19 protein-coding genes are annotated in these 19,238 nt (G+C 46.8%); 6 read left to right on the forward strand and 13 right to left on the reverse strand.

Annotated features, from left to right (window positions below; all coding sequences use genetic code 11):
* The first annotated feature begins 309 nt into the window (after nucleotides 1–309).
* The 6 genes from HVE01_RS08755 to mntR all read left to right on the forward strand — a co-directional run bounded on the left by HVE01_RS08755 (nucleotide 310) and on the right by mntR (nucleotide 5,926).
* Complete coding sequence (locus tag HVE01_RS08755; RefSeq protein WP_146943594.1) at nucleotides 310–1,704, forward strand: GntP family permease; 1,395 nt, start codon at nucleotides 310–312, stop codon at nucleotides 1,702–1,704.
* A 63-nt stretch (nucleotides 1,705–1,767) separates the two neighbouring features.
* Nucleotides 1,768–2,976 (forward strand): MFS transporter, encoded by a 1,209-nt coding sequence (locus tag HVE01_RS08760; RefSeq protein WP_146943596.1) that lies wholly within the window; start codon nucleotides 1,768–1,770, stop codon nucleotides 2,974–2,976.
* On the forward strand, nucleotides 2,973–3,104 hold the full coding sequence (locus HVE01_RS20105; RefSeq protein WP_268765426.1) for a hypothetical protein: 132 nt from the start codon (nucleotides 2,973–2,975) through the stop codon (nucleotides 3,102–3,104). The genes HVE01_RS08760 and HVE01_RS20105 overlap by 4 nt, the downstream gene beginning before the upstream one ends.
* 35 nt (nucleotides 3,105–3,139) lie before the next feature.
* Nucleotides 3,140–3,589 carry a potassium channel family protein gene (locus tag HVE01_RS08765; RefSeq protein ID WP_125748437.1) on the forward strand — a complete coding sequence of 150 codons (450 nt, stop codon included), beginning with the start codon at nucleotides 3,140–3,142 and terminating at the stop codon, nucleotides 3,587–3,589.
* 29 nt (nucleotides 3,590–3,618) lie between these two features.
* Complete coding sequence (locus HVE01_RS08770) at nucleotides 3,619–5,157, forward strand: cation:proton antiporter domain-containing protein (protein ID WP_146943598.1); 1,539 nt, start codon at nucleotides 3,619–3,621, stop codon at nucleotides 5,155–5,157.
* A 292-nt stretch (nucleotides 5,158–5,449) separates the two neighbouring features.
* Complete coding sequence (mntR, locus tag HVE01_RS08775; RefSeq protein WP_125748443.1) at nucleotides 5,450–5,926, forward strand: manganese-binding transcriptional regulator MntR; 477 nt, start codon at nucleotides 5,450–5,452, stop codon at nucleotides 5,924–5,926.
* Between the two features lie 14 nt (nucleotides 5,927–5,940).
* On the opposite strand, the gene HVE01_RS08780 is transcribed toward mntR, so the two are convergent.
* From HVE01_RS08780 to HVE01_RS08840, 13 genes are all read right to left on the reverse strand, one after another.
* A complete protein-coding gene (locus HVE01_RS08780; RefSeq protein WP_125748445.1) occupies nucleotides 5,941–6,657 on the reverse strand; it encodes an RES family NAD+ phosphorylase in 717 nt (238 codons plus the stop codon).
* A complete protein-coding gene (locus HVE01_RS08785; protein ID WP_240645065.1) occupies nucleotides 6,651–7,073 on the reverse strand; it encodes an MbcA/ParS/Xre antitoxin family protein in 423 nt (140 codons plus the stop codon). The genes HVE01_RS08780 and HVE01_RS08785 overlap by 7 nt, the downstream gene beginning before the upstream one ends.
* Nucleotides 7,074–7,384: 311 nt before the next feature.
* The gene (locus tag HVE01_RS08790; RefSeq protein WP_146943601.1) at nucleotides 7,385–8,326 is read right to left on the reverse strand and encodes a glycosyltransferase family 2 protein; all 942 of its coding nucleotides are present in this window, start codon (nucleotides 8,324–8,326) and stop codon (nucleotides 7,385–7,387) included.
* A 79-nt stretch (nucleotides 8,327–8,405) separates the two neighbouring features.
* Entirely contained in the window at nucleotides 8,406–9,617 is a 1,212-nt protein-coding gene (locus HVE01_RS08795; protein ID WP_146943605.1) for a CDP-glycerol glycerophosphotransferase family protein, read from the reverse strand.
* A gap of 40 nt (nucleotides 9,618–9,657) precedes the next feature.
* Nucleotides 9,658–10,119 carry a glycerol-3-phosphate cytidylyltransferase gene (gene tagD, locus HVE01_RS08800; protein WP_125748454.1) on the reverse strand — a complete coding sequence of 154 codons (462 nt, stop codon included), beginning with the start codon at nucleotides 10,117–10,119 and terminating at the stop codon, nucleotides 9,658–9,660.
* Between the two features lie 26 nt (nucleotides 10,120–10,145).
* On the reverse strand, nucleotides 10,146–11,066 hold the full coding sequence (locus tag HVE01_RS08805) for a glycosyltransferase family A protein (RefSeq protein WP_125748457.1): 921 nt from the start codon (nucleotides 11,064–11,066) through the stop codon (nucleotides 10,146–10,148).
* An 88-nt stretch (nucleotides 11,067–11,154) separates the two neighbouring features.
* On the reverse strand, nucleotides 11,155–12,369 hold the full coding sequence (locus HVE01_RS08810; protein WP_146943609.1) for a glycosyltransferase family 4 protein: 1,215 nt from the start codon (nucleotides 12,367–12,369) through the stop codon (nucleotides 11,155–11,157).
* Nucleotides 12,370–12,516: 147 nt separating this feature from the next.
* A complete protein-coding gene (locus HVE01_RS08815; protein ID WP_146943611.1) occupies nucleotides 12,517–13,722 on the reverse strand; it encodes a DegT/DnrJ/EryC1/StrS family aminotransferase in 1,206 nt (401 codons plus the stop codon).
* On the reverse strand, nucleotides 13,715–14,791 hold the full coding sequence (locus tag HVE01_RS19970) for an ATP-grasp domain-containing protein (RefSeq protein ID WP_198350353.1): 1,077 nt from the start codon (nucleotides 14,789–14,791) through the stop codon (nucleotides 13,715–13,717). The genes HVE01_RS08815 and HVE01_RS19970 overlap by 8 nt, the downstream gene beginning before the upstream one ends.
* Nucleotides 14,784–15,407 (reverse strand): sugar transferase, encoded by a 624-nt coding sequence (locus HVE01_RS08825; RefSeq protein ID WP_125748463.1) that lies wholly within the window; start codon nucleotides 15,405–15,407, stop codon nucleotides 14,784–14,786. The genes HVE01_RS19970 and HVE01_RS08825 overlap by 8 nt, the downstream gene beginning before the upstream one ends.
* Before the next feature lie 61 nt (nucleotides 15,408–15,468).
* Entirely contained in the window at nucleotides 15,469–16,851 is a 1,383-nt protein-coding gene (locus tag HVE01_RS08830) for a UDP-glucose dehydrogenase family protein (protein ID WP_125748465.1), read from the reverse strand.
* Between the two features lie 51 nt (nucleotides 16,852–16,902).
* The gene (locus tag HVE01_RS08835) at nucleotides 16,903–17,985 is read right to left on the reverse strand and encodes an NAD-dependent epimerase (protein WP_125748468.1); all 1,083 of its coding nucleotides are present in this window, start codon (nucleotides 17,983–17,985) and stop codon (nucleotides 16,903–16,905) included.
* A gap of 51 nt (nucleotides 17,986–18,036) precedes the next feature.
* A complete protein-coding gene (locus tag HVE01_RS08840) occupies nucleotides 18,037–19,230 on the reverse strand; it encodes a hypothetical protein (RefSeq protein WP_125748470.1) in 1,194 nt (397 codons plus the stop codon).
* Nucleotides 19,231–19,238 lie beyond the last annotated feature (8 nt).

Here is a 19,238-nt window from a genome sequence, read left to right on the forward strand (position 1 = left end):
TGTCTTAACTTAAGCATTTTTTATGTCGTTTAAGCGTCACTAACAGATACGAACCATTTGTGACACAAGCTTACGACTTTAGTCAAAGCACACTTGTTGCTTTGCAACATACTACCTAGTATGCCGCCCTCAGCCACTTACGGACACTGCTAATTTAAGGATACATGTTTTAGTAATGTTTCTAATAGCGTGTCTTGTTTGTTAGCCATGTTGCTAATCAGGTTGTTTTTAAAGTCATTGTTTTTCAAGTCATCGCTTTTAAAAACACTGTCTTAAAACGCATTTTTTAACTATATTTTGGGAGCCTGTATGGGCATGCTAGCGATCATTATTTCCTTAATACTGCTGATGTTTTTTGCTTACCGCGGTATCTCTGTGCTGCTACTCGCCCCGCTTATGGCATCACTAGCGGTGTTACTCTCAGGCGATGTGGCTTTTCTGCTGCCGATCTACACCGATACTTTCATGAAAGCGCTGGGGAACTACGTTATTCAGTTCTTTCCGTTATTTTTGCTCGGAGCACTGTTTGGCCAATTAATGGCTGACTCGGGAGCAGCACAGTCAATCTCAAATGGCATCGTTAATCGGCTCGGCACCCACCACGTAGTACTGACCGTCGTTATTGCTTGTGCTGTGCTGACCTATGGCGGTGTATCACTCTTTGTCGTCGCCTTCGCTATTTATCCCATTAGCCGTGAGTTATTTCGCCAAGCGAATGTGCCTAAGCGCTTAATACCCGCCTCTATTGCGCTGGGATCCTTCACGTTTACCATGACAGCATTACCTGGCACCCCCTCTATTCAAAATGCCATTCCCATTCCTTACTTTGGTACGAACAGCTTCGCAGCACCAGGACTAGGGGTCATTGCGGGGCTAATTATGCTGGGATTAGGCATTTGCTACCTGCAGTCACGCGTTAACAAAGCAGCGGCCTGTGGCGAAGGTTATGGCACGCACACAGAGCGAGAAGCAGAACCAACTGACAACGCTGAAACCTCGCCAACCATGGCACTGCCTATTGCGTTGATTCCACTAATAATGGTGATCGGCCTTAACGCGCTTTTTACTTACGGCATTTTCCCAGCAATGGATCTTAGCTTTATCAGCGATGCCTTCAACAACATAACGCCTAGCCGACAAGCAGGGTTGTGGGCCATTTTAATTGCACTACTCAGTGCCTCCACATGGTTAATTATTACTCGCTGGCGGCACTGGCGAGATCTAAAGGGCACGATAAACCAAGGGTGTTTCGGCTCGCTTCTTCCCATCTTCAATACGGCTTCTGAAGTGGGCTACGGAGCGGTTATCGCAACGCTAGCAGGGTTCGCCATTATTCGTGACGCTGTGCTCAATGTATCTCCAGGTAATCCGCTGATATCTGAAGCTATGGCCATGAGCGTGCTCGCAGGCATTACAGGGTCTTCATCAGGCGGCCTTTCCATCGCTTTACAAACGCTTGGCAACGAATACCTCGCAATGGCTGAACAAACCGGTATCAGCCCAGAACTCATGCACCGAGTGGCGGCGCTTGCAGCCGGCGGTATGGATACGTTACCCCACTCTGGCGCGGTGATTACGCTGCTGGCAATCTGCGGACTAACCCACCGCCAGTCATACGCCAATGTGGCAATGGTTACTATCGTGCTGCCTATCGCAGCGCTGATCAGTGTGATCACACTTGGCACGCTGTTTGGAAGCTTCTAAAGATAGCTAACCCGTGAGATAGTTAGTTAACGCGTTAACTAACTACATAACAAAGGACTTAAAATGGTCTTGCCGCGACATCGCACACTACTCCTTATCGTGCTAGCAAGCGTGGTTATCTCCACTGCTATGGGACTTCGACATGGTTTTGGGCTTTTCCTTGAGCCAATGAGCAGCGATTTCGGCTGGGGGCGCGGCGTGTTTGCCTTTGCCCTTGCGGTCCAAAACCTTATTTGGGGGCTCTCTCAGCCTTTCACTGGTGCGCTGGCTGACCGTTTCGGAGCGGCGAGAATCATTGCCATAGGGGCTATTTTTTATGTGGCTGGACTGTGCTTTATGAGTCTTTCCACCAGCGCATTAGGCATGACACTAAGCGCTGGTTTGCTCATTGGTTTAGGTCTATCGGGCACCACATTTTCAGTAATTTTGGGCGCAGTGGGACGCGCAGTAGCCCCTGAAAAGCGCAGTATGGCGATGGGCATTGTCAGTGCCGCTGGCTCTTTTGGGCAGTTTGCGATGTTACCCGGTACACTGGGACTAATTGAGTGGCTAGGCTGGTCAGCAGCCCTGCTAGCGATGGGCGCCATTGCTGCGCTGATGATCCCACTGGGGGCGATGTTAAAAGACCGTCCAAAGCCCAGCGCGCAGGGTGATTTAAGCTTACGCGATGCGCTTAATGAGGCAGTTGGCCAGAAAGGCTTTTGGCTACTATGCCTGGGGTTTTTCGTCTGTGGTTTTCAAGTTGTCTTTATTGCTGTCCACCTACCGGGGTATTTATTCGATAACGGGCTGGCTATTCAGGTGGGCACCACTGTGTTAGCGCTGGTCGGTTTGTTCAACATTGTGGGTACCTACACGGCCGGATGGATGGGAGGAATCTGGTCAAAACCACGCATACTTAGCTGGTTATATTTAATTCGCGGCGCGATAATTACCGCGTTTGTGATGCTACCGCTGACCTCTACCAGTGCTTACTTATTTGGTATCGCCATGGGCCTACTATGGCTTTCAACCGTGCCATTGACCAACGGTATTGTGGCGTCTGTATTTGGTGTTCGTCATTTATCCATGCTCGGCGGCATTGTATTCTTATTTCACCAGTTAGGATCATTTATGGGTGTCTGGCTTGGCGGATATCTTTATGATCTCACTGGCCATTATGACACTGTTTGGAAGATTGCTATTGTGCTTTCATTGGTCGCCGCTGGTCTGCACTGGTTCATTAGCGAAAAACCGCTGGCACGCAACATCACTCCACAGGTAGTCTCATGAAGCAACTAACAGCGTTGGTAATGTTGATCGTCTTTGCAACGCTACTGCTAGGCGGAGTGTTGCTAGCCTGGTGGGGCTGGCACTCTTTAGATGGCTCACTGCTTGTCTTTGGCAGCCGTTTATGCTGAACATTCTCTCATAGCAACGTTGGGATTCTTACTACTTGACCATTCCATACCCCGAACATTTGGTCGTCGTAATAACTACGTTCATCGCTGTCGTCATAGCGGTGCTGCTTCACTACGAATCGCTATGGCTTATCTCACGACAAATTGAACGATCACATAAACCTCATCGCCAGCGTATCCTTGGTATGGCATTCGGTGTTTTATTGACGCACGTGGCCGAAATTTGGCTGTTTGGCATGACCGGATGGTGGCTAACGGAGCTCAACAATATTGGCGCCCTGCGAGGTTATGACAGCTTTAATCTATTAGACTATATATTTTTTTCTGCCGTCACCTACACCACTGTCGGTTATGGGGATATTTATGCAACGGGACCCGTTCGATTCCTATACGGAACACTGGCATTAACAGGCTTTGTCCTGATCACTTGGTCGGCATCGTTCACCTTTATTGAAATGCAAAAACATTGGCGGGTGGGGAGATAGCCAAGTCGCCTTTATGTTAAGGATTCAGCATGTTTGAAGTGCTTATTTTATCGTTTGCTCTTGTCTTTGGGATTATTGCCCGCCAGCTCAGCTTACCGCCCTTGGTGGGCTTTTTGGCCGCTGGATTTGCACTCAACGCCTTCGGCCCTAGCGTTGGCCTGTCCAGCGAAGCAGGCCCCTTACTAGAACATCTCGCCCACTTAGGTGTTCTACTGCTGCTCTTTACCATTGGCCTAAAACTTAACGTGAAGAGCCTTGCTGAGCCTGTCGTGCTAGGAAGCGCATTTATACATCTAGCCATTACCTGCTTACTGTTTACGACTGGCTTCGTCGTATTTTTATCGCTATCTATGGATAAAGCACTCTTGCTTGCCATTGCTCTTTCCTTTTCAAGCACCGTTCTTGCCGCCAAGGTACTCGAGGCCAAGCGAGAACTGCGCGCCCTCCATGGCCGAATTGCCATCGGCATTTTAATTATTCAAGACTTGGTCGCCATTGCAGTACTCAGCTTTTATAGTGGCCAGACCCCCAGTCCGTGGGCACTACTGGTATTTTTACTACCACTACTAAGACCGCTTCTTTATTGGCTAATGAGTATTGCCCAACACGATGAACTGCTGGTACTGCTCGGCGCTGTGCTAGCAATTGCTATCGGCGGAATGGGATTTGAAGCCGTCGGGTTAAGCTCAGAGGTAGGTGCCTTAGTCATGGGTCTACTGCTTGCCAAACACCCGCGCGCTCAGGAGCTTTCAAAGGCGCTATGGGGAATAAAGGAAATGCTCCTAATCAGCTTTTTCTTACAAATAGGAATGGCTGGACTACCCGACACCAATGCCTTAATTTTTGCCGGAGTGCTTGCCTTAGCGCTCCCCTTAAAAGGACTACTATTTTTTGCGCTGCTGATCGCATTCCGTATCCGGGCGCGTAACGCCTTTCTGGGAGGTTTAAGCCTAACTGCCTACAGTGAATTTGGCCTAATCGTTGCCTCTAGTATTTTAGAGGAGTGGTTGGTACCGCTCGCCATCGCTGTCGCATTATCTTTTGTCATTTCGGCCCCCCTGAACCGCTTGGCACATGGGCTTTTTGACCGCTGGGAGAAGTCGTTAACACGTTTTGAACGTGATACGCGCCACCCAGATGAACAACCCGTTAACATCGGTAATGCTACCGTGTTAATACTTGGTATGGGGCGCACAGGTAGTGCTGCCTACGACTTTTTTAACGATAAAGGGGTGTCAGTTGCGGGCATTGATTCTGATCCTAATAAATCGCAGCACAAACGCCACGTCTACTACGGCGATATAGAAGACGTAGGATTTTGGCATCAATTAGATATTTCAAAGCTGGTAGCAGTCACGTTGGCTACCCCAGAGCTTGAAAGTAAATTAATTGCCACTCGCGAGCTACGTAAAGCAGGCTTTACTGGACAGCTGTTTGCGGGCATACACTTTCAGGATGAAGCAGCCCCATTGCATGAGGCAGGTGTCGACCAAACCTACTTATTAATGACCGGGGCTGGTATTGGCATCGCAGAAAAGGCATGGGAAAGCCTCCAATCTCCCTCTTGAGCGTTATCGGCAGTAGAGCGATCTTACGATAGCGCCATCAGCGCCTTAACGTGCCGTGGCTAAGTGAAAACAACAGGGCCAGGGAAAAGCAGCAAGGCGCTACTAGCACAATGATTAACCAGCCACACTGCTTGATCATTATTTCTTTCTCCTGTGCTAGGATCCCACTAAGTACAGCTGCAGCTCAGCAAAAAAGCTTTATGCAAACAGTTTAGCCATGGCTAACAATTATCTAAAAAAATGCGCTACCATCACCCATTAACGTTTCCACTAACCTTGATAAATTTTGCCAATGAGTGAATACCAACAGCAACACTCTCCTACCGCATACGGCCAAGATGGAGATGCGCTACCACCCGTGGAACAGCATGCACAGCAGTATGAGACGGTGCGTAATGCCCACGAAACGGAACTGATCGAAGATTATGTCGAGTTAATCGGCGACTTATTACGCCACCGCGGAGAAGCGCGCGCAGCGGACATTGCTACTCGAATGGCCGTTAGCCAAGCGACCGTCTCTAAAATGATTCGCCGCCTAAATGAGCTGGGCCTAGTGACAAGCAAGCCCTATCGCTCGCTCTTTTTGACCGAAGAAGGTCAAAAAATGGCCGAAACGTCCCGGACGCGTCACGATGTAGTGCTGCATTTTTTGCGTGCCCTTGGGGTTGATGACAGTACTGCGCGTATTGATGCAGAAGGCATGGAGCATCATGTTAGTGATAAAACACTCACGATCATGCAGCGCTTCACCGAGCAACAGCGAACATAATTACGCTACTGAATTCACTTGATAGGTACCGCTGAGAGGCGGTTCACTTGGGCTATTCGCCCGTTCCAGATCATCTCAATATGAGTGGTCTGGATAATATCCAGAACGAACTGCGGCGTCATTAATGCCCAGCAAGTGGCACCTGTTTGCCGAACAGAATGGTAGCGCAGACCAACACGTTGCTGTTTACGCAGCTCTCTGCCTAATGTGCGAGCTGCTCGATAATCATTGGCATCATAAATGGCATGGGATGGTTGAAGTGCCAAGCCATCGCGACAAGCTTGTTCATTAAATAGACACTTAAGCCCACGGAAGATAAACCGTTCAAAATGTAACGACGGTACGTTCTTCCAATAGATTTCCTGGTGGTGCCTCACTTCACTGATTGCCGTTGGCAGTGCATCCGCAATGTAAAGCACGCCAAAGCTGCCGTCGCTAAAGCGAGAACCGTCCGGATTAACGTGGGTAAAAGGCGCAGTCGCATAAGAGCATCCTCGGATACCAAAGGGAATCTGGTTGTGAGGAATGAGCCCTAAGTCGCCAGCCTCGTTACGCAGCCTTGGGTTCGTTAGCGCCTGTAGGGCATAAAGCGCTTCAAACTCATCAAGGCTCGCAACATCGTCAAACAGCCCAATAGGAGGAAATTTACTGTTGACTAAGCGATACCCTACTACCTCTTGCGATTTACACAGAGGCAGCGAACCTTCGCTTATTTCCACCGGATCTACCACTGAGCACCTCGCAGGCTATCAATACGCTTGAAGGTTTCATAAAGTGCAGCGAAATCTCCGGTACCAATCACCTCAAGCGGCGTGCGCCCATTAAAGTAAGGGTTGTGATTTGCCATGGAGACGAACCCGTAAACATTATCAGGGTTTTCAAACAGCATCCGCAGTGCCGCATGAATATTGAGTAAATAACTGATTCTCGCCAATTGATCGCTGTCTAACTTGATCTCAGCCAAATCTCCCCGCCGCGCTCGGGCATAGCTACTGTGGGAGACACGTAGAATCGATTCGCCCTGCTCACCTGTCGCCCGCCATTTGTCCAAAATGCGCACAGCGGCTTTCAAACCAGCTGCCGCGGCGGCCTTATCCTGAATAACATTGCTGGCTGTTTGCATAAGCACCTCGCACCCTGTCTGCATTCACCTATCCATAGATACTAAATCAAAAAAATTGTGTCTGCAAAGACAGTATCTACCAACACAATATCTACAAATACAACTTAATTCAAAAGACTATTCACCTCAATTCGTAACCTTAGGCTTATCAGGTACCTACTGATGAAGACGATGGTCTGCCAGCCCCCCTAAAATAACATTAAGCAAAAAAAAGCCTCGCCGAATATTTTTAATATCCAGCGAGGCGTTTATAAAAATGGGGGCATACCACATACCCACCACTCACCACTCACCACTCACCAATCACCAATCACCAATCACCAATCACCAATCACTTAAGATCTTTCTGGCTTAGCCAAGCCGAGAAGTAGCGCCAATCTGTACGTTGCGGAGTAAGACTTAAAGTAATAACACAACAGATAAGCTAAAAACCTCTCTGAAAAAGTCAGCTCTTTCTCTAAAAACAGTTTCAGCGCTTTTATGGGAGGAAGATAGCCTTTAACTAAAATCATAAAAAAACTTCTCTTCGAATTTATCTTCAATTTATTCAACTGCCCTCCCATCACTCGTCTTCTTTTTTTAAGAATATCCTTTACATTTGAGCGTGCAGGATGTTTAACAATAACCTCCTGGGCGTATTCAACAGGAATTCCTTTTTCGTTCGCGCGCACTCCCCACTCATTGTCACCGCCTGACATGAGGCTATCGTTAAAATGCCCAACTACTTCAAAATTTTTTGACCAAGTTACCATATTAGCAGTCACTGCCCCGCCCCATTGCGCATAGCGTTCTTGATCAAACCCAAAGGCCTTTTCATAAATTTCAACAAGCGTCAGCTTTTCAGATTTAAAGAACAGCTCTACTTTGCCAGCAACTCGCTCTGCACCTTTATCGAGTCGATTAATAGCGGTCTCTAGCCAATAGGGATCAGGGATACAATCAGAATCCGTAAACGCTACTATTTCACCTCGCGAAATCTTTAATGCAGCATTTCTCGCTGCATATGAGCCCGGTTTCGCTTCTTGGATCATGGTGAAGTTTTTGGGTAAGTAAAAGTCCGCTGGAGGAGAATCATCAGGAGCATTATTGACAATAATGACTTCAAAATTGTCTCGAGCAAGCGACTGATTGTCTAATGCAGCAACACACTTTTTAAGCCGAGACCAGTCATAATAGGTCGGTACAATCACAGAAACTCTTGGAAAATCAACTCGAATACCGACACTGGCGACGTCTCCTACCTGCCTGTTTTTTATTCCTTTTTCATAAAATGACATGTCACGCCCTCACAAAATTATTGAGAAGCTAGCTTTACTCTCTCTTCAAACTACGTACTCATCTTGTATGGACATTCGTTCAGGCATGGTTGGCTACTTCAAGGCGGCAGCTGTTACGCAGATGAGAGGTGACGCGTTCACACTCTCGGCCATCGTTCATAGCGGCATGGCGAGCTACAAAAGTTGCTAAGCGCTGGTGATGAACTTTGTTAGCCAAGGATTCCCAGGCTTCGGGTAATTGCTCCCAAGATTCGATTACCGGACCTGGCGCATCAGCAAGATAATCGCCATAAACCCCCACATCAAGGTTGAGATAATCATCCAGGTCAGGTGCCATTAGAATGATGGGGCGATTCAAACAAGCATAGTCAAACATCAAACTCGAATAGTCAGTGATAAGTACATCGACTGCCGGAAATAAAGCATTTACATCGGGAAATAAACTGACAGGCGCTTCACAAATACTAGCATTCTCCTCTATCAGCGCTTGCACACCGCTCATTTTTAACGAGGTGTGCCCGCGGATGAGTAATAACACTCGATGCTTTTCAAGCCATGGTAGTAAGGCCTTTAGGCGTTTGCCTTGGGACACATCAAGCCCACCCTTGCCCTGCATTCTAAGAGTCGGTGCATATAGCACGACCTTGTCGTACGCTAGGATGTCGATGCCAGCCTGCTCCAATAGTGTTGACGCATTTTCTTGGAAAGCATTCCAGCGGGGATAGCCAAGCGCAGTGACACGGTCGCTCGGTAAACCGAAAGCAGAAATCATTCGCTCTCGGCCGACGTCGGAAGCCACTAGTACTTGCTGCGGTCTACGCTGCCCAGGTAGGGCCCGGCGTAGATAACGATCAAACACGCTGGTAAAAGCGCCAAGCCGGGAAGAGCGCGCATCCTGAACTAGGCGCTTAAGAGGGGTGCCATGCGTTAGGTTGATCAGCTGCCCCCCAAATGACGCATGCGCATTAATATCTTCAGCCGAATGAGTGACAAGAAAAAGCCGTGCACGCAGCGACAGCAGGATTCCTTTGACTGAATAAGCAAGATAGGCTTCGCCGCCCTCTTCACGGACTCGCTGAACAACTTCTTGATCATGCGCAAGCCAAACTGCTCTCAAGCTAGGCTCATGATCCCGCACATGGCGATACAAATAGCTTGTATTGTCAGCGAACTGGCGACCATGCCAAGCACCAAATATCCATAAACTATCATTGCGCGGGAAGCATCCGCCGATCAAGCATAGCGGCAACCATGCTAGCTGTTTTGCTAAACGAAGTGTGTAAGAGGACATTGTGATTTCCTTGGCACTGTCGCCAACAATCAAAGAAATATTAGCCGAAGTCTTTTCTTAACGTATCGAGCACGTCAAAGGCGTTCATTAACTCTTCCCGTGAAACGCTATAAAAAGGATTAAGTGAACGTTTCAATTGAGTCGTAGAGACACCATCGGTACGTGGCAGGTATATCACTTCACAGTGGGGTGAAAGAAAGTCAAAGTGGCCCTTCCAATCATCACCAATAGCAAAGGTGTCGACTGAATAGCGCTGGATATCCTGAAGCTTTTGCTCCCAATCGGTCTCGGGAATCACCTGATCGACATAGCGCAAGGAGCGTACAATCTCAGCGCGGTGCTCAAATGGAATCAACGTGCGCTTGCCTTTGAGCGTATTAAATTCATCCGTTGAGATTCCCACTACCAAACGGTCTCCCATCTCAGCCAATCGTCTTAGCAAATTCAGATGGCCAATATGAAACATGTCAAAGGTGCCATAAGTAATTACTGTCTTGGTCATGAGTGTTGCCCCTTTGCTTGCTCAGATTATTTAATACAGCGACGTAACTGAACGTAGTAAGGTTGAGGCACTAGTAATGAGATAGCATGCAGCCATAAACGCATGTTCATCCCTCCCCATCTTAATGCTTCTAAATCCAAGCGTACTGATTGGCCAAGCAGCTTCTTCTCAACAGCCCAAGAAATAACTTTGCGATTTATTGCCAAACGCAATTGCCGCCGCTCACCACGCTTTAATGTAGACTCATACTGTTTAAAAAGATCAACACCAGGATGTAAACCGACAAGGTTGCGTTTATCTCGAGTAATATCGCTGTTTTCCAGAAGCCATAAAGTAGTTACATTGGCGTTATAGTGAATCTCTTTTAATTCACACAGCACTTTCAACCAAAAATATACATCGCCACCGCGGCGATAAAGCCCAGCAGGAAATCCTCCCATAGATAAAAACCGCTCACGCCTAATACACGCCCCATTCATATGAATAAAGTCGAACAGCGCAAAGAACTCCAAGGCTTCCAAGCGGCTCAGGCGGCCACTAGGCTTCCCTTTTATTCTCGGCAACCGCCTCCAGCCTTCCATCTTTTGGTAAGCATTGACGTATAATTCAATATCAGAGTACTGAATAATTGCATTAGCAAAACATGACAAGTGGTCTGATAACATAATGTCGTCAGCATCAAAAAAGACCAACCAGTCACTAGTTGATTTATCTGCCCCTAAGTTACGAGCAGCATATCCCCCTGCCCCTGGAGAGTCGCGCTGAAAAAGTCTTAACAGACCGGCCTTCTCATGCTGTTGCAAAATTTCTAAAGAGCCGTCTGTAGAGCCATCGTCTACGGCAATCACCTCAAAATCTTTAAAATTCTGCCTATATATACACTCAAGTGAATCATTTAAAGTATTCACCTTGTTATAGACCGGCATGATTACGGAGAAGAAAGCCATAACAATAGGTTCTCATAAGTTTACTAGGAGCAGGATAAATGCTTTTTATCTATAAGATCATTTATCCATAACAAATAGTTTTCTATCTTCAGACCTCATTAACAGCACTATTATTCGCTAACTTTCTCTTTAGGCTACACGATACTAGGCTGTGTATTTCCATCGATCTAAGCATTACCGCATTAACTTTGTGAACATCGTACTTATTTTTAGCAATTTCATACGAACGTCTGCCCATGGTTCGTACCAGGTCGGGACTATCAATGAACGCCTGCATAGCATCCTCAAGCGAATCGACATCTCTAACGGGTATCAAATAGCCATTATCACCCTCAATGACAGTCTCACGGCATCCAGGTGCATCGGTAGTAATCACCGCCCGCCCCATCGCCATGGCTTCCAACACTGAACGAGGTGTGCCTTCCCGATAATAGCTGGGGAGTACATAAACACTGCAGTTCGAGATTGCCGGGCGTACGTCATTAAGCCAGCCTAAATGATCAATTGAGCCCTCCTTTACCCAAGTGTCCAATTCTTCCCGGGTAATCGTATCGGGATTACTATCAATGTCACCGGCCAGTTGAAATTCTATTTCGGGGTGCCGCTGTTTAATTCGGCGTGCAGCCTCAGCATATTGACGCACTCCTTTGTCGCCCAACAGGCGAGCAATCAGTAAGAAGCGTGGTGGGCCTGCGGGTACAGGCACTAGCGTATAATGGTCCATGTCTACCCCTGAACCATTGAGAACTTGCGAAGGTACCTTCTCAGGTAGTATCCCCAACTCACAAAACAAAGCGTTATCATCAGGATTCTGAAAAAACACCTTGTCTGCTCTATTGAGTGCCGCGGCATATAATCTACGCACAATTTGATAGACCAGAGCACGCTTGCCGCTGGCCTGGCTCGCAAATGCGTAACCCAGTCCGGTAATGAGCGCATAGCGACGAGGAACTCTGGCCAACCAGGCTGCCAATAGCCCGTAAACAACAGGCTTGATCGTGTAGCTAAGCACCATTGCTGGGCGAATTTTGCACATAAGACGATAAAGTGCATGCAGCGTTAAAGCATCGCGCCACGGGTTTAGCCCATTTCTCTGCATCGGAAAGTCGTGAGCAACCGCTCCCCAGGCCTCAAGCTGCTGGCGAGTAGTCGTGTCTTCAAGAAGTCCTGGAGCTGCTACATGGACGTCTAATCCAGCGTTGATCAGGGCTTGAACCAGTGGTCCTCTAAAATTGACCAATGAATAGCTCGTGCCCGATATCAGCAAAAAACGCTTATTCGAGATATCAACCTTAGGCTTCATAAACACTCCTTAACGAAACACTAAGCCACACAGGTTGAGTGTTCGTTTGCCGATATTCGTTATTTAAAATAGTGAGTTTTAAATGTAATGAGCTTTAAAGACAGCGGATCTTTTAAATACAGATGACCTGTAGAGGGCTGGAAAAAATTAGACAGCTAACGCCATAACCTCTTTGAGTACTTGGCATGTCTTATTAATTTCTGCTTGAGAGAGTGTCGGATGGCACAAAAACATCAAACTGGTTTGACCAAGCTCTTGTGCAACTGGCAAGTTGTTTTGTGGCTGCCAGCCAGCGTTTAAAAAGGCCTTTTCGAGATATACTTCAGAACAACTGCCTGAAAAACAAGGCACTCCTCTTAAATTAATCTCACTCAGAATACGGTCACGGTCCCAGCTAGTCCGTAGCTGATGCGAATCAATGAATACATAGCATTTATAAGCAGCATGCTGGGTATCGTGCCTTAGTGATCCAGAAACCATAGCTAAGCCAAAGGCAGGAACACGCAGCCCTTTGCACTCTAACGCTGCTTGCCAGATACATTGAGCGTTCGCCTGGCGAATCGCACTCCACTCAGGCATCCGTTTAAGTTGAATACGACCAATAACGGCCTGCATTTCGGTCATGCGCCAGTTGGTGCCAAACGTATCATGCAACCAGCGGAACCCCGGTGGATGTTCGTGCAAATAAACAGCGTCCCAGCTCTTGCCATGATCTTTATAAGCCCACATTCGTTTCCAAAGTGCGCTGTCATTGGTAGTGACCATCCCCCCTTCGCCACCGGTGGTTATAATTTTGTCCTGGCAGAACGACCAACACCCTACATGCCCGATCCCCCCCACGCTTCGGCCTTGATAACGAGCGCCATGAGCCTGAGCACAATCTTCAATTACATAAAGCCCGTATTGCTCTGCCAACGCCATGAGTTCCTGCATTTCGCAGGGCCATCCTGCTAGATGCACGGCAACAATAGCGCGGGTACGCGGGGTAATTTTTTCAGCGACGGTGGCGGCAGTGATATTTTGAGAGTCGCGATCAATATCAGCAAAGATGGGCACAGCCCCGACATTCGCAATACATGATGCAGAGGCCACGAACGTTCGGGAGGTAACAATCACCTCTTCATGCTCTTTTTGGCCAATACCCAGTCCTATTAGCGCTAAATCTAGCGCGTTAGTCCCATTTGCTAACGCTATGGCATGCTTAGTCTCGGCAAATTGAGCGAACTCCTTTTCAAATTCAATGCACTCCTGGCCTGTCCAGTAGTTCACTCTGTTGGAAAGCAGTACGTCCTGAACAGCCTGGGCCTCTTCCAGAGTAAAAGATGGCCAAGGAGAAAAGGGGCCGTTAAGCATGGCGGTGATCCATAACTAATAGGTCTTTTTCGTTCATGACAACCGGCTTTTCATCCACGTCTCTTAAAAAAATGGTGCCTTTTGGAAACTCATAATGTTTGTATACGTGTGAGAAGTTGCCTGGGTTAAGGTTCATCTCAAGATAGTCTAGAGGAAGATTAGCGCCCGCCTGAGCCAAAGAGGAAATAAAAGCAACAAACCTTACATTTATTTCGGTTATCATTGGATTTCCCTGAGCATCTTCTTTGAAATCTACTGTAAATATGCCATTCGCTTTCGATTGATAGTGATTAAAAAATGAACTAATCGCATCATCAGCAATGCTCACCAGCTGGGGATCATTAATCATACGACCAAACGCAGTATTGCCGGTTATTCCAGAAGGCGCGATTTTAGACATGATATACGTTACTCTCTCGGCGCAAGCAGAACGTAAAATCTTACCGTCCATGTAAATAACCTTACACGCAAGGTTTCTTCCCGGCAAAAACTCGGATGCAATAAATTCTTCAATGAGAGGGTTTATTTGCATCCATTCATCGAGTTCTTTATCACTTGTGACTTTTAAAGAACCCAAACCACTTGATCCAACAGTACCACGTACCCAAAAAGGATAATCAAGCGTAAAATCAAGGTTTTTCAAGCCATTTGAAAATGTGCAGTAACGGGGTATATAAGGCTTATCCGCTAGAGTTTCATGCAGCTTCTTCTTATCTATCAGTGCTTCGGTCGGCTGGCTTGAAGAAATAAATGCTTTGCAAGGTAATCCTTCAAGTTCTTTTCGCTTCGCCCATGCCACTACTTCAACTTCAGGCAAGACAACCGCGAATTGAATCTGATGGTAGTCAATTATTTTTGAAATTTCTAACCAGTAACGTTCATCATCAGCCCTTGGTACTAAATAGGTATGATCATATGAAGATTTATCGTAAAGACCAATCGCTAATGGGTTAGCATCAACACCAATAAAACGATAACTATCAGCTCCGGAATCAATAACAGATCTGACAAAGCTGCGTGGCGTTGGCCCACCGACGCCAGTGACAAGGATATTAATTTTTTTAGCCATTTTGTCCACCGTTGTCGTTGTGTAGCTTTGATTGTTTAAAGTTTGGCATCGCTACATCACTCGAGTAACTGATACCTTCGCGTAAAAAAACTTTTTTTACCGTTAGCAATAATATTTTAACATCCAGAAGAAATGTCTGGTTATCTACATACCAAATATCGTAATCAAATTTACTTTCCCAAGAGATACCATTGCGCCCATTTACTTGAGCCCAACCTGTTACACCAGGGCGTACTTCATGTCGACGAGCTTGGTGGGCACTGTAATAAGGCAAATATTCCATTAACAAAGGCCTGGGACCGACCAAACTCATGTCTCCTTTCAGTACATTCCATAATTCGGGTAACTCATCCAGACTGGTAGCACGTAGGCGCTGGCCAAAAGGAGTCAGCCGCTCTTTTTCTGATAGTTTTCGACCTTGTTTATCATAGGCATCTCGCATAGAGCGGAACTTGACGATTTCAAATGGCTTACCATATAGCCCTGGCCGATATTGACGAAAGATAACTGGTTTGCCTAGTTTATAGCGAACAAGCAGTGCTATAACAACCAGCAAAGGCGATAGCAGTACTAAACCTATTATTGAAATAGCAATATCAATCTGGCGCTTTAGCATGAGCCACCTACCATTTAAAATAAAAAAAACCATTTTCAATAATTAAAAAATAATTTAATTTTTAGTTATTGGCAGTTGCTACAGGAAGGTCTGCTAGGGCTGTTATTGGCAGCGTTGGGTTGGTTCTACCTACCGAGTAATAACTAAATCCTTTATCTGCCATTCTGTGTGGCTCATAAAGATTGCGACCATCAAAAATAGTCGGTTCCGATAACTGAGCTTTGATAAGCTCAAAATCAGGCGCTCGGAAGTTCTGCCACTCGGTAACGATAATTAACGCATCACTGTTTTTTAACGCGGCTTCTTTGGTTCCACAAAGGGTTAAATACTCACGACTTCCATAGATTCGCTGCGCTTCTTCCATTGCTTCCGGATCATAAGCCTGCACTTTTGCACCTGCTGCCCATAGCGCCTCCATAAGCACTCGGCTGGGCGCATCTCGCATATCGTCCGTATTGGGTTTGAAGGAAAGGCCCCAAATAGCAAAGGTTTTGCCCTTTAACTGTGCATTGAAGTGCTGGTTTATTTTCTGGAAAAGTGTGTTTTTTTGCTCTTTATTACGTAATTCCACCGCTTTGAGCAGTTTGGCGTCAAAGTCGATATTATTTGCAGTGTGAATAAGCGCCTGAAGGTCTTTGGGAAAGCAGGAGCCACCATAGCCTACTCCAGGGTAAATAAAATGGTAGCCAATACGTGGATCTGAACCGATTCCCTTACGCACGGCTTCAATATCGGCTCCTAGTAACTCGGCTAAGTTTGCCATTTCGTTCATAAAACTAATTTTTGTTGCCAACATGCAGTTAGCGGCATACTTCGTTAACTCAGCACTTTTTACATCCATTACGATCACTTTGTCGTGATTGCGATTGAAAGGCGCATATATTTCGCGCATGACTTCAATCGAAGCAGCGCAGCTGGTACCAATAATAATTCGATCTGGCTTTTGGCAATCTACGACGGCGCTGCCTTCCTTTAGAAACTCAGGATTAGACACCACATCAAAGCTGATATCGCTTCGACCACGCCCTTTCAATACCTCTTCCATCACGACACGAACTTTATCGGCGCTACCTACTGGTACCGTGGATTTGTTAACGACAACTTGGTCGCGTTCCATGTGTTCAGCGATAGTCTTAGCTACGTTAAGCACGTAGGTTAGATCCGCGCTTCCATCTTCATCCGGCGGAGTGCCCACCGCCACAAACTGAACCTGCCCATGTTTAATCGCGGCAACCGCATCGGTAGTAAAGTCGAGCCTTCCAGCAGCGTGGTTCTCTTTTACTATCGACTCCAATCCTGGTTCATAGATGGGAATGATCCCCATCTTAAGTTGTTCAACCTTGTGAGCATCCACATCTACGCAAACAACGTGATGACCGACCTCAGACAAAATTGCACCTTGAACCAGGCCAACATAACCCGTTCCGAAAACTGTAACGTTCATTGGAGTTCCTACTAGGGTTGGATATATTAAGAGAGAAATAAGCAGTTCATATCACTTAATTAAGCCAGATACTTGGCTTACAGCATCAGACGAGGCTGTAGGTAAATAGTTATTTAATGAGTAATAGTCGCGATACCAAGCAATGAAGTTTTCAACGCCCTTAAAGATTGGCGTAGAGGGTTTATATCCTACTCTTCTTTCTAACTCACCTGAGTCTGCATACGTATCTAGCGCATCTCCCGGCTGTAGAGGCAACATTTCTTTGATGGCTTTTTTACCGAGTGCTTTTTCAATGGCTTCGATATAAACACTGATTGTTACCGGATCGTTATTGCCTATATTAAAGAGGCGAAATGGTGCATTACTAGTGGCTGGGTCGGGGCTGTCGCTATTCCACTCTTGGGCCGGAGTTGCGATATCATCACTGGCACGAATAATACCTTCTACAATGTCATCCACATAAGTAAAGTCGCGCGTATGGTGGCCATAATTAAAAACCTGAATAGGCTCATCGGCCAGAATGTGCTTGGTAAATTTAAAAAGTGCCATGTCTGGGCGCCCCCACGGCCCATAGACAGTAAAAAACCGTAGGCCAGTCGTCGGCAGCCCAAACAGATGACTATAGCTATGAGCCATCATTTCATTAGCTTTCTTGGTGGCTGCATAAAATTGCAACGGGTGATTGGCTCCCTTGTGCTCGGAAAATGGCATGAGCGTATTGGCACCGTATACGCTGCTGGTGCTGGCGTAAGTCAGATGCGCAACCTTAGCGTAGCGACACGCTTCTAATATATTGGTAAAGCCAATTAAGTTACTTTCCACATAACTAAGCGGATTTTCCAGTGAGTAGCGTACGCCTGCTTGGGCAGCAAGATGAATAACGCGATCAAAGCAGTGCTCTTCGAAGCACTTTGCCACTGCTTGCTGGTTAGCTAAGTTGGCACGAATTGAGAAGTAGTTATTACCTGTCTCTGCTGCGGTATGCTCAAGTATTTTGAGACGCGCTTCTTTTATAGCAGGGTCGTAATAGTCATTAACGTTATCAAATCCGACGACGCTATCCCCCCGCTCTAGCAGACGTTTAGCAGTGTGAAAGCCGATGAATCCTGCATGGCCGGTTACTAGAATCTTCATATAGAGACTCCATGACGAGACAACCGTTAGAAAGGAAGGAAGAGAGCTAGATCAGTTACGAACAAGGCGCTGAATATGTTGCCAACTCACCCGCCTTAAACCGCCTAACGTTAAAGGCACTAGTGCCACTGAGCGCACCATGGTAAGTACCGGTCGCGGAAGTTTGTTCAAACATAGCGTTCGAGGTAGCCCGGTGTAGGGGAACCAGCGTTCACGGTAGGAGCCGTGCTGAGCAGAAGTTGGCAAATCGCCCTTGAAGCGTGATGGCACGTCATACCACGCATAATTGCCCTTAAGACTTTCTATCTCGTCGGTGCCAGGCTGTAGAAATTCGAAATCGATAATTTTAAGACCTTGGCAAGGGTCATAAATCAGGTCTTGCGGATTCAAGTCAATGCACTCGTAGCCAAGACGCCGATAATGCAAGATAACCGCTCTGACACGCTCAATTGTCCAGAGTGGTAGTAACCCGTGGGGTGAAAATGGAGCACGTGGAGAAAGGATCCGCTCCATACGATTGGAATAGCGTTCAAACACTAGGTAATGAGGCCCCACCTCTAGCAGTCGCGACACTTCAGGCAATGAAGCGCCGAGTTCACGGGCCTTTACTTCACGCTCTAAATACCGCTCGCGCCCTGGGCGAAAGGTTTTGCAAATTGCTTCAGTGCCGTGAAAATCCACCAGTTCTACTTTGGCTCGACAGACCTGCTTGCTCACATCGGCTAGCACAGGGTAAGGAGTGCGAAACTCATTGTTATAGCGCTGAGCTGTTGCGCGTATTGTATCGACCTGCTGTGGGACTATTTTGTTTAGATATTCAAATGCCTGAGTTGTGCTACAGGACAAATACAACGGCTTGAGGTGTTTTTGGCTACTGCGACCATCGTTGGCTTTTTGAGTTAGCATTGCTTCTACGGTCAGCAGTCGTAGATTATCGATTCGTTCTGGTGTCTCCGTTGAACAAGAGTGTTCCATCATAGGATGAACATCGTGTACCACCAAAAAATAGGCTGGCAGATCGCCATTAACAGGCCCACCTGCAGACAGCTGTTCACTACTATCAACCCACTTCACCAGTGTATGCCGCTGATCTTCATGTATGGATCGTTCGCACAAAATATTAAAACCGTAGCGATCAAGCAGGCTACGTAAGACGTCTAAATACGCCAGCCCCCGCTCGCTAATTAGGAAAATAGCAATGCCAACCAACCAGTCATCTTTCTCAATATTATATTTTTTATTCATAGTCGCCT

It is taken from the genome of Vreelandella venusta (assembly GCF_007989605.1).
Taxonomy (GTDB): Bacteria; Pseudomonadota; Gammaproteobacteria; order Pseudomonadales; family Halomonadaceae; genus Vreelandella; species Vreelandella venusta.

Bases quoted from the DNA above. Each gene is read 5' to 3' on its own strand.
- HVE01_RS08835 (WP_125748468.1), bottom strand. From the start codon at position 17,985: ATGAAGATTCTAGTAACCGGCCATGCAGGATTCATCGGCTTTCACACT.
- HVE01_RS08755 (WP_146943594.1), top strand. From the start codon at position 310: ATGGGCATGCTAGCGATCATTATTTCCTTAATACTGCTGATGTTTTTT.
- tagD (WP_125748454.1), bottom strand. From the start codon at position 10,119: ATGACCAAGACAGTAATTACTTATGGCACCTTTGACATGTTTCATATT.
- mntR (WP_125748443.1), top strand. From the start codon at position 5,450: ATGAGTGAATACCAACAGCAACACTCTCCTACCGCATACGGCCAAGAT.
- HVE01_RS08770 (WP_146943598.1), top strand. From the start codon at position 3,619: ATGTTTGAAGTGCTTATTTTATCGTTTGCTCTTGTCTTTGGGATTATT.
- HVE01_RS08810 (WP_146943609.1), bottom strand. From the start codon at position 12,369: ATGAAGCCTAAGGTTGATATCTCGAATAAGCGTTTTTTGCTGATATCG.
- HVE01_RS08795 (WP_146943605.1), bottom strand. From the start codon at position 9,617: ATGTCCTCTTACACACTTCGTTTAGCAAAACAGCTAGCATGGTTGCCG.
- HVE01_RS08815 (WP_146943611.1), bottom strand. From the start codon at position 13,722: ATGCTTAACGGCCCCTTTTCTCCTTGGCCATCTTTTACTCTGGAAGAG.
- HVE01_RS08760 (WP_146943596.1), top strand. From the start codon at position 1,768: ATGGTCTTGCCGCGACATCGCACACTACTCCTTATCGTGCTAGCAAGC.
- HVE01_RS08805 (WP_125748457.1), bottom strand. From the start codon at position 11,066: ATGGCTTTCTTCTCCGTAATCATGCCGGTCTATAACAAGGTGAATACT.
- HVE01_RS08825 (WP_125748463.1), bottom strand. From the start codon at position 15,407: ATGCTAAAGCGCCAGATTGATATTGCTATTTCAATAATAGGTTTAGTA.
- HVE01_RS08830 (WP_125748465.1), bottom strand. From the start codon at position 16,851: ATGAACGTTACAGTTTTCGGAACGGGTTATGTTGGCCTGGTTCAAGGT.
- HVE01_RS19970 (WP_198350353.1), bottom strand. From the start codon at position 14,791: ATGGCTAAAAAAATTAATATCCTTGTCACTGGCGTCGGTGGGCCAACG.
- HVE01_RS08785 (WP_240645065.1), bottom strand. From the start codon at position 7,073: ATGCAGACAGGGTGCGAGGTGCTTATGCAAACAGCCAGCAATGTTATT.
- HVE01_RS08790 (WP_146943601.1), bottom strand. From the start codon at position 8,326: ATGTCATTTTATGAAAAAGGAATAAAAAACAGGCAGGTAGGAGACGTC.
- HVE01_RS20105 (WP_268765426.1), top strand. From the start codon at position 2,973: ATGAAGCAACTAACAGCGTTGGTAATGTTGATCGTCTTTGCAACGCTA.
- HVE01_RS08840 (WP_125748470.1), bottom strand. From the start codon at position 19,230: ATGAATAAAAAATATAATATTGAGAAAGATGACTGGTTGGTTGGCATT.